This is a genomic window from Kushneria avicenniae, from assembly GCF_900112585.1.
Classification (GTDB): domain Bacteria; phylum Pseudomonadota; class Gammaproteobacteria; order Pseudomonadales; family Halomonadaceae; genus Kushneria; species Kushneria avicenniae.
Genome location: NZ_FOLY01000005.1, coordinates 396910 through 411511 on the forward strand (window position 1 = coordinate 396910; position 14602 = coordinate 411511).

Annotated in this window: 12 protein-coding genes; 8 read left to right on the plus strand and 4 right to left on the minus strand. The window is 60.1% G+C overall.

The window, feature by feature from the left end:
* The first annotated feature begins 32 nt into the window (after positions 1-32).
* Entirely contained in the window at positions 33-1130 is a 1098-nt protein-coding gene (locus tag BM079_RS13445) for an NAD(P)/FAD-dependent oxidoreductase (protein WP_090134957.1), read from the plus strand.
* Here the strand turns inward: BM079_RS13445 and BM079_RS13450 are convergent.
* Together BM079_RS13450 and BM079_RS13455 are read right to left on the minus strand one after the other, a co-directional pair.
* A complete protein-coding gene (locus BM079_RS13450; RefSeq protein ID WP_090134959.1) occupies positions 1122-1406 on the minus strand; it encodes a PP0621 family protein in 285 nt (94 codons plus the stop codon). The genes BM079_RS13445 and BM079_RS13450 overlap by 9 nt on opposite strands.
* 105 nt (positions 1407-1511) lie before the next feature.
* Entirely contained in the window at positions 1512-2318 is an 807-nt protein-coding gene (locus BM079_RS13455; protein WP_090134961.1) for an outer membrane protein assembly factor BamD, read from the minus strand.
* Positions 2319-2522: 204 nt separating this feature from the next.
* Between BM079_RS13455 and rluD the strand changes: the two genes are divergently transcribed.
* The 3 genes from rluD to clpB all read left to right on the plus strand — a co-directional run bounded on the left by rluD (position 2523) and on the right by clpB (position 7008).
* Positions 2523-3482 carry a 23S rRNA pseudouridine(1911/1915/1917) synthase RluD gene (gene rluD / locus BM079_RS13460; RefSeq protein WP_090134963.1) on the plus strand — a complete coding sequence of 320 codons (960 nt, stop codon included), beginning with the start codon at positions 2523-2525 and terminating at the stop codon, positions 3480-3482.
* The gene (gene pgeF, locus BM079_RS13465) at positions 3479-4234 is read left to right on the plus strand and encodes a peptidoglycan editing factor PgeF (protein WP_090134965.1); all 756 of its coding nucleotides are present in this window, start codon (positions 3479-3481) and stop codon (positions 4232-4234) included. The genes rluD and pgeF overlap by 4 nt, the downstream gene beginning before the upstream one ends.
* A gap of 179 nt (positions 4235-4413) precedes the next feature.
* On the plus strand, positions 4414-7008 hold the full coding sequence (clpB, locus tag BM079_RS13470; RefSeq protein WP_090134967.1) for an ATP-dependent chaperone ClpB: 2595 nt from the start codon (positions 4414-4416) through the stop codon (positions 7006-7008).
* A gap of 94 nt (positions 7009-7102) precedes the next feature.
* Here the strand turns inward: clpB and treF are convergent, their stop codons facing one another.
* On the minus strand, positions 7103-8719 hold the full coding sequence (gene treF, locus BM079_RS13475) for an alpha,alpha-trehalase TreF (protein ID WP_245743048.1): 1617 nt from the start codon (positions 8717-8719) through the stop codon (positions 7103-7105).
* A gap of 600 nt (positions 8720-9319) precedes the next feature.
* Here treF and BM079_RS13485 point away from each other — a divergent pair.
* The 3 genes from BM079_RS13485 to ilvC all read left to right on the plus strand — a co-directional run bounded on the left by BM079_RS13485 (position 9320) and on the right by ilvC (position 12636).
* On the plus strand, positions 9320-11041 hold the full coding sequence (locus BM079_RS13485; protein ID WP_090134971.1) for an acetolactate synthase 3 large subunit: 1722 nt from the start codon (positions 9320-9322) through the stop codon (positions 11039-11041).
* Positions 11041-11532: an acetolactate synthase small subunit gene (ilvN, locus tag BM079_RS13490; RefSeq protein WP_090134973.1), complete on the plus strand. Its 492-nt coding sequence runs from the start codon at positions 11041-11043 to the stop codon at positions 11530-11532. The genes BM079_RS13485 and ilvN overlap by 1 nt, the downstream gene beginning before the upstream one ends.
* A gap of 87 nt (positions 11533-11619) precedes the next feature.
* Positions 11620-12636: a ketol-acid reductoisomerase gene (ilvC, locus tag BM079_RS13495; protein WP_090134975.1), complete on the plus strand. Its 1017-nt coding sequence runs from the start codon at positions 11620-11622 to the stop codon at positions 12634-12636.
* A gap of 71 nt (positions 12637-12707) precedes the next feature.
* Here the strand turns inward: ilvC and BM079_RS13500 are convergent, their stop codons facing one another.
* The gene (locus BM079_RS13500) at positions 12708-13223 is read right to left on the minus strand and encodes an MOSC domain-containing protein (protein WP_090134977.1); all 516 of its coding nucleotides are present in this window, start codon (positions 13221-13223) and stop codon (positions 12708-12710) included.
* A 72-nt stretch (positions 13224-13295) separates the two neighbouring features.
* Between BM079_RS13500 and pssA the strand changes: the two genes are divergently transcribed.
* Complete coding sequence (gene pssA, locus BM079_RS13505; RefSeq protein WP_090134979.1) at positions 13296-14246, plus strand: CDP-diacylglycerol--serine O-phosphatidyltransferase; 951 nt, start codon at positions 13296-13298, stop codon at positions 14244-14246.
* Positions 14247-14602 lie beyond the last annotated feature (356 nt).

The following is a 14602-nucleotide window of genomic DNA, read 5'->3' on the forward strand; positions in this document are numbered from 1 at the left end:
CAGCTCGTCGCGTTTCCGGAAACGAGGGCTTCTTGAACTCAAGCGATGTCATTGTGGTAGGCGGCGGCATCAACGGCATGATGAGCGCCCTCAAGCTGATACAGCAGGGTTTTCGGGTCACCCTCGTGGAGCGCGGCCGGTGCGCCCGAGAGGCGTCGTGGGCCGGCGGAGGAATATTGATACCGCTGTATCCCTGGCGCTACAGCGAGCCCATCGCCCATCTTGATGCGCTGGCAGCACCTCAGTGGTGTGAGCTTGCCGACAGGCTGGCAGAAACCACGGGTATCGACCCACAGTATACGGCCCATGGCATCATGCATGTCCGGGTCGAGGATGCCGAAAGGGCGCGAGCATGGTCGGTGTACCACCAGAACATGCTGGTGCCTCTATCCTCGCCACAGGCGCATCAAAAGCTGGGCGCAGAGGTGACACCCTCGCTCGACCCTGCCTTCTGGCTGCCCGGTCGCGGCAGTATCAGAACGCCGCGTCTGGGGAAGGCGCTGCGCCAATGGCTGCTGAATCATCCGCATGCCACCCTGCTCGAGCACTTTGAAGTCACCTCTCTGCTGACCACGAAAGGGCGGGTTGAAGGTGTAACAGGCCCTCAGGGTCGACAGTTGGCACCGCGTGTGGTGGTGGCAGGAGGTCCCTGGACGGGTCAGCTCATGGCGCGTCATGTCACGCTGCCCATTAAACCGGTTCGAGGGCAGATGCTGCTGTTTCGGCCCGGGCGTGCGCTGCTGAAATTGGTGGTGCTGATGAAGGGTTTTTATCTGATTCCACGACGCGACCATCACATACTGGCCGGCAGCACCTTCGAGGATGTGGGCTTTGACCGGACGACCACCCGGGAGGGGCATGCGCGGATTCACGCACAGGCGCTGGCCATGCTGCCGGCGCTTGGAGAGGCTGACATCACCCATCACTGGGCAGGGCTGCGGCCGAGCTCACCCGACAGTGTTCCCCTTGTGGGTGCGGTGGATGATATCGAAGGGCTTTACGTCAATGCCGGCCATGGCGGCAATGGTGTGGTGCTTTCACCTGCGACGGCAGATCTCTTGTGTGCACACATTACGGGGACGCCGCCGCCGATCGCATCTGCACCCTACGAGATACCGCGCTCAGGATGAGCGTCGACGCGGCCCGGGTCCGTTGCTGATATAGCGCTCCCGGTGATCGCTGCAGCAGAACCAGTGCTTTTCGCCCGGCAGATGGCGCGAAACGTCGTTCACATGGGGGTCTTCCAGCGCCTCCTGACGTGACAGGTGGACATGACACCAAGCGCAGCGAACCATCGCCTCTCCGGACGCTGGAGTGGGCGGATTCGGCCTGCGCTGGCGTTTCAGGCGTCGGTAAAAAAGCCACCCCAGCCAGAGCAGGGCAGCCACGATAATCAGTCGTGCCATGGGCAGATTCGGGCTCCTGATATCCCGCAGGTCGGGACAGGCATCTGATCAAACCGGGCTCAAAAGCCCCTCGGGAGAGGGCGCCCTTGAGCCCGGAACATGACCTCAGTTGTCTTCAAGGCGAAGCGAGCCGTGCAGATAGCGCGGATTGAAGGTCCTGCCGTTCAGGCGCGCGTTATCCGGGTCGTTGTGAATCAGCTCGGCCAGCGCCTGACGGGCTTCGTCCTTCATGTCCAGACCCATGTAGCCTTCCACCATGACGGCAAGGGCATCGCGTGTAGCCGGGGTCTGCGGATAGTGCTCCAGTACCCAGCGGCCGCGATTGACGGCGGCCAGGTAGGCCTGCTTGCGCAGATAGAAGTCACCGATCTGCAGTTCATGACGCGCCAGCACGTTGCGCAAAAAGATGATGCGCTGACGGGCATCGGGCGCATAGGCGCTGTCGGGGAAGCGGCGCACGACCTCACCGAAGTCGACGTAGGCGTCGCGGGTAGCGCCCAGATCACGCTTGGAGATATCGATCAGGTCAAGGCTCTCAAGGCTGAAACGCCCCGATTCCCAGGCGGCCATGCCACGCATGTAGTAGGCGTAGTCCACCTGAGGATGGTCCGGATGGAGGCGTATGAAACGGCTGGCCGCTGCGCGGGAGGCTTCCCAGTTGCCGACCTGGTAGTAGCCATAGATCAGCTCGAGCTGTGCCTGCTGGGCGTATTCACCGAACGGGAAGCGATTGTCGAGCGTTTCAAGCTGAGTGACGGCAGCGGAGTAGCGGCCATTGTCGAGCGCCTGTTGAATGTTTTGATAGAGCTGCTGCTCGGTAAGCTCTTTATCCTGCTCCTGGCTCTGGCTGCTGGCGCAACCGGCCAGCATGATAACCGCCAGCGCCAGGGCGCTCAGGGAAATGGCGCGCATTGTCGTCCTCGTCTCAAACAAACCGTGGCGGCGTGATAGAATCCGCCCAACAGCTACTGAATGAAGTGTGTGGGGCCTACTATACGGACCGGCCGCGCATTACGCGAATAACGCGCTGCCTGTTGCCGGCTTTGAAGCCCCCGCACTATAAAGCATTGTAAAGCCGTGGCGAAATGCTCGGCCCATGCTCCTGCAGAGAATTGCATGTCACAGACCATCGAACAAACACGCACTGTCCCCGACGCCATGACCGGTCTGCGGCTGGACCAGGCCGCCGCGGAGCTTTTCGACGAGTTTTCCCGCGAGCGCCTCAAGAGCTGGATCAAGGAGGGCGCCCTGACCATGGATGGTCAGAAGCAGCGACCACGGGCGCCCGTCATGTCCGGGGCAACGCTTGCGCTCAGCGCCGTGCTCGTGGAAAACCGGATCTGGGAGGCCGAGCCGATCACGCTGGATATCGTGCACGAGGATGACGACGTGCTGGTGATCAACAAGCCCGTGGGGCTGGTGGTGCATCCGGCGGCGGGCAATCAGAGTGGCACGCTGCTCAATGCGCTGTTGCATCATGCGCCAGAGCTTTCCTCGCTGCCGCGTGCCGGTATCGTGCATCGTCTGGACAAGGACACCAGCGGATTGATGGTGGTCGCCAAAACACTGGCGGCACAGACCTCGCTGGTCGAGCAGTTGCAGGCACGTCGGGTCAAGCGCGAATACGACGCCATTGTCACCGGGGCCATGATCGCCGGCGGAAAGGTCGATGCGCCCATCGGGCGGCATCCGGTGGATCGCAAGCGCCAGGCGGTCGTGGCCAATGGCGGCAAGCCGGCCGTAACGCACTATCGGGTGGTCGAGCGTTTTCGCGGGCATACTCACATTCGCTGCCGGCTGGAGACCGGACGTACCCACCAGATTCGCGTGCACATGGCCCATCAGCGCTTTCCGCTGGTGGGCGACCCGGTCTATGGCGGACGGCTCAAGCTACCGGCCGGCGCCGGTGAGGCACTCAAGGAGACGCTGCGTCACTTTTCCCGTCAGGCGCTGCACGCGCGGCGGCTGGCCTTTGTTCATCCGACCAGCCATGAGACCGTCGAATTCGGCATGGAATTGCCCGATGACATGTTCATGCTGCTCGACATCCTGCGCGACGATCAGGCGGAAACATGACCCGGGAAAGCAGCGACCAGCCCACGCTTATCGTGCCGGACTGGGTAGCGCCGGGATCGGTGGGCGCCTTTATCACCACGCGTGAAACCGGTCCCAGCCAGGGGCCGTATGCGGCATTCAATGCAGCTTCTCATGTCGGCGATGACCCCGAAACGGTGGCCTGGCTGCGCCAGCTGCTGGGCGCCAGGATCGGCGATCATCGTCCGCTGTTGTGGCTTGATCAGGTTCACGGTGCTCGCGTGCAGCAGTCCTTTCAGGCGCCGCCGCCGCAGGCCGATGCATCCATCGCGCGTGACCAGCAGTACGCCTGTGTGATCCAGACTGCCGACTGTCTGCCGGTGCTGCTCTGTGACAAGCGGGGTACGCGAGTGGCCGCTGCCCACGCCGGCTGGCGCGGTCTGGCAAGCGGGATTCTGGAGGCGACCGTGGCGGCACTGGGGTGTGCGCCGGAAGAAGTCATGGCCTGGCTGGGCCCGGCCATCTCCAACATGCAGTATGAAGTAGGCCGCGAGGTGCATGACGCCTTCGTCAATGTGCATCCCGAAACCTCGGCCGCCTTTGAAGCGAGCCCCTACCGGCTGGGTCACTTCATGTGTGATCTCTACCGTTTGGCGCGATTGCGTCTGGAGGCGCTGGGGGTGACCGACATCGGGGGCGGTCATTTCTGTACGGCCTCTGATGATCGTTTTTATTCATACCGCCGTGACAACGGCGTTACTGGTCGCATGAGCAGCGTTATCTGGCTTCGCTAGAGCGCTGCGACGCTTTTATGCGCGCTCCTGAATTTAACATAATATTTTCCTTCGACTGCTTGAAACCCTTCCTGCCGCCCCCCATCTTTGCCCCAGAACAGTGATCAACGCGCTTTGAAAAGCCGGGTCTGCCGCCATGCGGCCACGACCGGTCAGGGCGCCGGATGAGAGGACACAGGATGCGAATCGACAAACTCACCAGCAAGTTACAGGCCGCCCTGGCCGATGCCCAGTCGCTGGCTGCAGGGCGCGGGCATAATCAGCTTCAGCCGGGCCATGTGCTGCTGTCGCTGCTGGACAGCCGCGATTCCGGTTTCAAGGGGCTGATCCAGAAGGCCGGCGGCGACCCGGGCCGCGTGCGCGATGCGCTGGTCAAAAACATTGATGACCTGCCCACGGTCAGCCAGTTCGACGGTAACGTCACCATGGGGCAGGAGCTGGGACAGCTCTTCAATCTGGCCGATCGTGAGGCACAAAAACGCGGTGATCAGTTCATTGCGAGCGAACTGGTGCTGCTGGCAGCGCTACAGGCAAGATCGGCCGCCGGTCGTGCCATGAGTGGCGCAGGTCTTTCCGAGCAGGGCGTACGCCGTGCCATCGATGAGCTACGCGGTGGCGACACCATCAACGATGCCGAGGCCGAGGAAAAACGCGAAGCTCTGGACAAGTACACCACCGACCTGACCGAGCGCGCGGCAAGCGGCAAGCTTGACCCGGTAATCGGCCGTGACGATGAAATTCGCCGCACCATTCAGGTGCTGCAGCGGCGCACCAAGAACAACCCGGTACTGATCGGCGAGCCCGGCGTGGGCAAGACCGCCATCGTCGAGGGGCTGGCGCAGCGCATCGTCAATGGCGAGGTGCCCGAGAGTCTCAAGGACAAGCGAGTGTTGTCGCTGGATCTTGGTGCGCTGCTGGCCGGCGCCAAGTATCGCGGCGACTTTGAGGAGCGTCTCAAGGGCGTACTCAATGAGCTGGCGAAGGAAGAGGGGCGAGTCATCCTCTTCATTGATGAGCTCCACACCATGGTGGGGGCCGGCAAGACCGAAGGCTCGATGGATGCCGGCAACATGTTGAAGCCGGCTCTGGCGCGCGGCGAGCTGCACTGCGTGGGCGCCACGACGCTGGATGAGTATCGCCAGGACATCGAAAAGGATGCCGCGCTCGAGCGTCGTTTCCAGAAGGTACTGGTAGATGAGCCCTCCGAGGAGGACACCATTGCCATCCTGCGCGGGCTCAAGGAGCGCTACGAGGTGCATCATGGTGTCGATATTACCGACCCGGCCATTATTGCTGCGGCTCGGCTGTCGACCCGCTATATCACCGATCGGCAGCTACCCGACAAGGCCATCGACCTGATCGACGAGGCGGCGTCGCGAATCCGTATGGAGATGGACTCCAAGCCCGAGGAGATGGATCGTCTCGAGCGCCGCCTGATCCAGCTCAAGATCGAGCGCGAAGCGCTTCGAAAGGAGACGGACGAGGCGACCCGCAAGCGTCTGGAACTGCTGGAAGGTCAGATCGAGACCATGTCGCGGGAGTACGCCGATCTCGAAGAGCTCTGGAAGGCTGAAAAGGCCAGCCTGCAGGGGGCGGCGCAGTACAAGGCCGAACTCGAGCAGGCGCGCACCGATCTGGAGGCCGCGCGTCGTCAGGGCGATCTGGGGCGCATGTCGGAAATCCAGTACGGTCTGATCCCGGATCTGGAGCGAAAAATAAGCGAGGCCGGCGAGGCGGAAAGCACGCCGCTGCAGCTGCTGCGCTCGATCGTGACCGAGGAGGAGATCGCCGAGGTGGTCTCGCGCTGGACCGGCATTCCGGTAGCGAAAATGCTCGAGGGCGAGCGTGACAAGCTGCTGCGCATGGAAGAGGCGCTGCATGAGCGCGTCATCGGTCAGGATGAGGCCGTTACCGCCGTGTCCAACGCCGTGCGTCGGTCACGGGCCGGTATCAGCGATCCCAACCGTCCCAATGGCTCCTTCCTGTTTCTGGGGCCGACCGGGGTGGGCAAGACCGAGCTGTGCAAGTCGCTGGCGGGTTTTCTGTTTGATACCGAAGAGGCCATGGTGCGTATCGACATGTCGGAGTTCATGGAGAAACACTCCGTGGCTCGTCTGATCGGGGCGCCTCCCGGCTATGTCGGCTACGAGCAGGGCGGTTATCTGACCGAGGCCGTGCGACGCAAGCCCTACTCGGTGCTGCTGCTGGACGAGGTGGAAAAGGCGCATCCGGATGTGTTCAACATCCTGTTGCAGGTGCTGGAAGACGGTCGCCTGACCGACGGCCAGGGCCGCACGGTGGATTTTCGCAATACCGTGGTCGTGATGACCTCCAATCTTGGCTCCAGCATCATTCAGAACTACGCCAGCGAGCAGGATGATGCCGGCTACGAACGCATGCGTGCCGCCGTGATGGACGAGGTCGGCAGCCATTTCCGGCCAGAGCTGATCAACCGTATTGATGAGGTTGTGGTGTTCCATGCGTTGGGACGCACGCAGATCGAAGCGATTGCCAATATCCAGCTCGATCAGCTGCGCAGGCGTCTGGCCGACCGCGAGGTGTCGCTGTCCATCAGCGAGGCTGCGATGGCCCGGCTGGCCGAGGCAGGCTTTGATCCGGTCTACGGCGCGCGTCCGCTGCGACGGGCGATCCAGAACCGGATCGAAAACCCGCTGGCGCAAGCGTTGCTGGCCGGGCGCTACGCCCCGGGTGATACGGTGCGGATCGATGTCCGCGACGATGAGCTGGCCTTCGAGCCTCAGCAGCAGGCCTGAATGACGTTGTCATGACCTGATAAAAAGGCGGCTACCCAAGGTAGCCGCCTTTTTATCAGGTCATGACAACATTTATGGGGCGGATAACAACGTTTCAGGGGGCCGTGTTTTCCAGCGTGGCCCCGGGGTAGAGCGACAGCAGCGCGCGCAGTACACCATTGGTCCATCCAAAGCCATCCTGGGAGGGATACTCGCCACCGTCCGGCGCGCCGTCAAGGTCCATGACGTTGTACTTCTCCAGCAGCTTGTGCTCCCTTTCAAAGCGATAGAAGTTGTTGTGCATCCAGCGTCTGGCAATCGTGTCTGCCAGCCGGGCATGTCCGTAGCGCTTGAGCCCCTTGATGGCCATCCACTGAAGCGGTGCCCAGCCGTTGGGCGCATCCCACTGCTGCACGGTGTCGATGGTGGAGGTCATCATCCCGCCGGGCTGGAGCAACTGATGTTCGATTGTCTCGGCCACCTGTGCGGCCTGCTCTTCGGTGGCGATGCCAAAATAGAGCGGGAAGACGATGGAGGCGTTGATGCTGTCGGTCAGCCTGTCCTCGTGCCAGAGATAGTCGCCAAAGCGCTGCTGCTCCTGCGACCAGAAAAGACGGCGCAGGGCGTCCAGTCGCGAATTGGCTGCACTCTGGAGCAGGTCGGCGCGTTGATAGCGCCCGAGCCTGCGATAGGTCGAGGCCAGCGTGGATTCCATGTGATACAGCAGGCAGTTGAGGTCCAGCGGCAGTATGTCCACGGTACGAATGGTGGACAGGTCATGGGGATCGGTTAGCCAGCGTGAGCTGAAGTCCCAGCCGCTTTCCGCACCAGCACGAATGTTGCGCCACACTGCAATGTTGTTGCGCGAGGTATGATTGGCCGTTTCCATGTCTTCACGGAAGGCCTCTTCACGCGGTGTGTTGAGATCATCCCAGTGGCGGTTGAGCAGTGTGCCTTCATGGAGCTTGACGCTGCGCCGATAGGCCTCGCAGGGATGCAGGGCTTCGACGCCGTCCATCCAGTAATGGTATTCACGCTCCATCTGGGGCAGATAATGCTCATAGACCCATTCACCGTCGTGCTGGGCGATCTGACCGACCATGCCGCAGAAGAAGGGTGGCTGGGAGCGTGACAGATAATAGGTACGGTTACCGTTGGGGACGTGACCGTAGGCGTTGATCAGAAAGGCAGCGTTGTTGACCATGTCGCGCATCAGGTCGATACGCCCGCTTTCGCGCAGGCCCAGCATGGTGAAATAGCTGTCCCAGTAATAGATCTCGTTGAAGCGACCACCGGGCACTACATAGGCATGAGGCAGCGGCAGGCGTGAGGAGTTGGGGTTGTAGCGCGGTCGCGGCTGTCGCGTCAGCACGTTCCAGAGCGCATCGATATGATCGCAAATGTTGCTCTGTCGCTCTGGTGGCACCACCGTGGCCTGGGTCTCGATGCGCTCAAAGCGCGCTTCAACGAATTCACGCAGCGCCTTGTTGCTGACGCAGGGCACGTCATCACAATCGGAATAACGCGCACACAGCCTGGCGTAGTCGGCCATGATCTCTTCGGCCGACCGGGTCGGAATCATGTCAACAAAGGTCTTGCTGTCCGCGAACAGACCGCGACTCTGTACGTCATGAAACAGCATGCCCCAGAGATGCTCGGGCAACGGCGGAAGTTCGGCAACTTCCGGCGTGTCCGGCATCGACGTTGTCAGAGCGGCAGCGGTCATGGTCATGGCAAATTCCTGAAACAATAAATACGTTACTGCCCTATGAAAACGGCAGGTTAAAAAGGGGAGTACCCTGAAGGTTTCAGGGCCCCTTGCAGTCTGCAGGGCGCCCCTGTGTGCTTGACCGATATTAACGCAGGATAGTTCATCCTGATTTCCTGTCCTGGATGCATACTACAACGGCAGAGACTGAATGAAACTGTCGCTTTCTCATGTGCCGATCTCGTGCAATAAGCGGTCCCTTTTCAGGGGCTATGCGCTACAAATGCGCAGTCATCAGTTGACACCGAAGCATCACTGATAGAGTCTTGAGCATTCCTGATTGCAGGCATGAATTCTCCGGGTGATCCCCTGAGTCATGGAGGACAGTCGCAGAGCGGCTGCCTGCCTGCCCAAGGACCTGAACAGGCGGGCCAACCTCCTGCCTGATCAACGCCCCTATATGTCGACCCGACATGAGATTGAGCAGGTCCTCGCTGCAACCCGTCACCAGGTGCAGCATCAGGTGTCGCTGGCCACGGGCCGCGGCAGGCGGCGCAGCCGTCCTCGAACGCCGATGCGCATGGCATCGTGAACGCACTCGAGACCTTACAGGGGAACTCAAACGTGGAATTGCTTTCCGGAGCCGATATGATCGCCCGCTTCCTCAGGGATGAGGGCGTTGAATATATCTATGGCTACCCGGGCGGGGCAGCGCTGCACATCTATGATGCGCTTTTCCGTCAGGATGATATCAAACACATTCTTGTCCGCCATGAACAGGCGGCTACCCATATGGCCGATGGCTACGCCCGTGCCTCCGGCAAGCCCGGTGTCGTGCTGGTCACGTCCGGTCCCGGTGCGACCAATGCGGTCACCGGCATTGCGACGGCCTATATGGACTCCATTCCGATGGTTGTGCTGTGCGGCCAGGTCGCCAGTCACCTGATTGGCGAAGACGCCTTTCAGGAAACCGACATCGTCGGCGTGACCCGGCCGATCGTGAAGCACAGCTTTTCGATTCGCCATCCTTCCGATATTCCCACCGTACTCAAGAAGGCCTTCTATATCGCGTCTTCCGGACGACCGGGTCCGGTAGTGATCGATATTCCCAAGGACATGACCGCACCGACCGAGCGCTATGAGTACGTTTATCCGCGCAAGGTGAAGCTGCGTTCGTACAATCCTGTCTCCCGCGGGCATACCGGTCAGATTCGCAAGGCCGTCGAGCTGATGATGAGCGCCCGGCGTCCTGTCATCTTCGCCGGTGGCGGGGTCATTACCGGTCGGGCTTCCGAGGCACTGACGGCGCTGGCGCACCGGCTCAATATCCCGGTGATTACATCGCTGATGGGGCTGGGGGCCTTCCCGCAGAACGATCCGCAGTCGCTGGGCTGGCCGGGCATGCATGGCTCCTATGAGTCCAACATGGCCATGCACCACAGCGATCTGGTGCTGGGCGTCGGGGTACGTTTCGATGATCGTGTGACCAACAACGTCAACCGGTTCTGCCCGGATGCCCGCATCGTTCATATTGATGTTGACCCCAGCTCCATTTCCAAGACCGTGCATGCCGATGTTCCCATCGTCGGGGCGGCCGATCACGTGCTCAACGAAATGCTCAACCAGATCGGTCAGCGCACCGAGGCGCAGGAGCCGCTGGATGAGTGGTGGGAAACGATCAATGCCTGGCGTGACGAGCGTCGCGGCAAGCTTTACGAGCCGGCCGCTGCCGGCGAGCCGCTCAAGCCGCAGCAAGTGGTCGAGGCGGTTCATCGTGCCACCCACGGCGATGCCTACGTGGTAACCGATGTCGGTCAGCACCAGATGTTTGCCGCTCAGTACTACAGGTTCAATCAGCCCAACCGCTGGATTTCGTCAAGCGGACTGGGAACGATGGGTTACGGGCTGCCGGCCGCAATGGGCATCAAGCTCAGCTACCCCGATGAGCATGTCGTGCTCTTCACGGGCGAGGGCAGCTTCCAGATGATGATGCAGGAGCTGTCGACCTGTAAGCAGTTCGGCATTCCGGTCAAGATCGTCAACCTCAACAATGCCTCGCTGGGAATGGTGCGCCAGTGGCAGGACCTGAACTACAAGTCCCGTCATGCGCACTCCTACATGGAGTCCCTGCCGGATTTCGAGAAGCTGATCGGGGCCTATGGCTTCAAGGCGATCACGGTCAATACGGCCGATGAGCTTGAGCCGGCGCTGGAAGAAGCCTTTCGCTCGAAGGATGAGCTGGTGTTTCTCGATATTCATGTCGACCCGCGTGAGCACGTCTATCCGATGCAGGTTCCGCAGGGGGCCATGTGTGACATGCTGCTGTCGAAGACGGAGCGAACCTGATGCGCCATATCATATCGATGCTGCTTGAAAACGAGCCGGGCGCGCTGTCACGTGTGGTCGGGCTCTTTTCCCAGCGCAACTTCAATATTGAAACGCTCAATGTTGCCCCTACCGACGATCCCACGCTATCGCGTCTGACGGTCACGACGCATGGTGACGAGCGCATCATCGAGCAGATTACCAAGCACCTCAATCGACTGATCGATGTGGTCAAGCTGGTGGATCTGACCGAGGGGGCCCACATCGAGCGCGAACTGATGCTGGTCAAGGTCAAGGCGCAGGGGAGTGCGCGGGACGAGGTCAAACGCACGGCGGATATCTTCCGGGCGCAGATCGTGGATGTCACGCCAAGCGTCTATACCGTGCAGATTACCGGGGACGCCAACAAGATGGATGCCTTTCTGCAGGCCGTGACGCCGCTGGGCGTACTGGAAGTGGCGCGTACCGGTGTGTCCGGCATCGCGCGTGGTGACAAGGTGCTGAGCCTCTGACACCGTAGTTTTTTGCACAACGTTTAGATTAATCGATAGCGTTTATGTCAACCGATGGCGCTGCCGTCCATTAGAAAGGTGAAGGTAATGCAGGTTTATTACGACAAGGATTGCGATCTCTCTCTCATTCAGGGCAAGAAGGTCACCATCCTGGGATACGGCTCGCAGGGACACGCCCATGCCAACAACCTCAAGGAGTCCGGCGTTGACGTCACGGTCGCCCTGCGCAAGGATTCCGGCTCCTGGCAGAAAGCTGAAGGCTCGGGTCTCAAGGTTGCTGAAGTGACCGACGCGGTTTCCGGTGCCGACATCGTCATGATTCTGGCCCCCGATGAGCATCAAAAGCAGATCTACTATCGTGATGTCGAGCCCAACCTGAAGGAAGGTGCTGCCCTGGCCTTCGCCCACGGCTTCAACGTGCATTTCCAGCAGATCGAGCCGCGCGAGGATCTTGATGTCATCATGATTGCGCCCAAGGCGCCCGGTCATACCGTTCGTCAGACCTACACCCAGGGCGGCGGTGTTCCCAGCCTGATCGCGGTCTATCAGGACAAGTCCGGCAAGGCGCGCGAATTGGCGCTGTCCTATGCCAGCGCCAACGGCGGTGGTCGTGCCGGTATCATTCATACGACCTTTCAGGAAGAGACCGAAACCGATCTGTTCGGTGAGCAGGCCGTTCTCTGCGGCGGTGCCACGGCACTGGTACAGGCCGGCTTCGAAACGCTGGTAGAGGCAGGCTACGCGCCCGAGATGGCCTACTTCGAGTGCCTGCACGAGCTCAAGCTGATTGTTGATCTGATGTATGAAGGCGGCATGGCCGACATGCGTTATTCGATCTCCAATACGGCCGAATATGGTGATTACGTCACCGGTCCGAAGATCGTGACCGAAGACACCAAAAACGCCATGCGCCAGGTGCTCAAGGACATTCAGGAAGGTACCTTTGCCAAGGACTTCATCCTCGATCACCAGGCCGGCTTCCCGACCCTCAAGGCCAAGCGTCGTCGCGGCGCCGAGCATCAGATTGAAGAAGTCGGCAGCAAGCTGCGCGGCATGATGCCCTGGATTGCGGCCAACAAGATGGTCGACAAGTCGAAAAACTGATTGAAAGACCTGCCAGGCAAAACGGATGCGACGTGTCGCATCCGTTTTTTTATGTCTGTATCCGGGGGAGTTCAAAAAAGCAGGTTTTGCTCGGGGCCGGAGTTGTCTCTAAGTACCGTAACGTGATCGCCTCGGTATATAACGCCACCTCTCGATATGCGAGCCGTCATGCCGCCGTGACCCCTCAGGGCATTGTAGCCGCCCGGGCCCAGCGTCTTTTCCATGCGACTGCAGGGGGCGCAGAGTCCGGTGATCTCGATGATGACCTCATCTCCGATGGCCAGCTGCTGCTGTCGGCAGGCCAGCAGATTGAGCCCTGATACCAGCAGATTACGTCTGAGTTGGGCAGGGGAGAGGTGATCGAGGCTGCAAAAGGCAGCCACGACATTCAAATGCTCAGCCTGAAAGAGTGTCACCTGTCGTTTACCGTTTCCGGCGCTGTAGTGATCGCCCTCAATGCCCCTGCCCTCGGTCAGCGTCAGTGATTCCATGATCTCGACATCGTCATGGCGATGAGGGCGCCGGCTCAGCCACTCGAGTCGACCGGCATGTGGGAACTGCATCATGAGGTTTCTTGAAGTTTGCATCGCCTCTCCGTGTTAACACCTGCTCATCTTCTATGCTTTGATGGTCGTATCTTTTCAAAGGACATTCCTGTCATGACGCAGACGCCTCCACCGAACAATCGACCGCCCCGTGATCCCTTCTCCGAGTTCAAGGACGATACGGAAGTGGTGGAAGACATCGTGCAAAACGGTGAGCGCATACGCCGGCGCGGCATCTATCTGCTGCCCAATCTCTTTACTACAGCAGCGCTGTTCTCCGGTTTCTTCTCCGTGGTTGCCGCTCTTAACGGTAATTTCGGCTCGGCTGCCATCGCGATCTTCGTCTCCATGGTGCTTGACGGCTTTGATGGTCGCGTGGCGCGCATGACCAATACGCAGAGCGCTTTCGGTGAAGAGTACGATAGTCTGGCGGACATGCTCTCCTTTGGCGTTGCGCCTGCCATCGTGGCCTTTGCCTGGATACTTCAGGACATCGGTAACCCCGGCTGGATCGCGGCCTTTGTCTATGTTGCCGGTGCAGCGCTGCGTCTGGCGAGATTCAACGTTCAGATCGGCAGCACCGACAAGAAGTGGTTCATCGGTCTTCCCAGTCCGTCGGCTGCTGCCGTAGTGGCAGGTTTCGTCTGGACCTTTCACAGCTTCGAGGCCACTGCCTTCGGCTTCAAGGTGCTCATGGCCGTTATCGTGGCGGCGGTGGGCATCCTGATGGTCAGCAATATCCGCTATTACAGCTTCAAGGAAGTAGACTTCAAGAGTCCGGTGCCTTTCGTGGCACTGCTGGCCATTGTGCTGGCCTTTGTGCTTATTTCGGTAGAGCCGGCCATCATGTTGCTTCTGCTGTTTGGAAGCTACGCGGCTTCCGGCCCGATACTGGCCATCATGCGCCGTACCGGGCATGCCAAACCCATCAACAGCGGCATCGCCAATACCGAGGAAGAAATGGAAACCGCTGATAATGATTCGAATCGTACATCTGAAAATGCTGATGAGTCAGGCGTCGCAGGGGATGCGGAGACATCCGAAAGCACCGATGAAAGAAAGTAGCCATTTTTTTAAAACAAAGGGTTGCGTCTCCGGTGGGTGATCTATAAAGTACGCATCCGCTGCCACGGAGCACACGGCGACGAGGCAGCGGGGAAGTCTGCAGGTGATTGTTTTGACTTGGGTTTTGGTCACTTCAATCGGATTCGATTCCAGCCGCTTGCTTCCGCATCGAAAAAAAAGAGGTTGACTTTTCGATGCAGGGCTGTAAAATGCCCACTCTCTCGAAGCAGCCGCCAACGGCGCTGACAACATCTTCGAGACGCTCTTTAACAAGTCGATCAGGCAATTTGTGTGGGCGTCTGGCTCGCGTGACACCAGTCACATAGATATTCGAGCAGACGAACACTCGTCAAGAG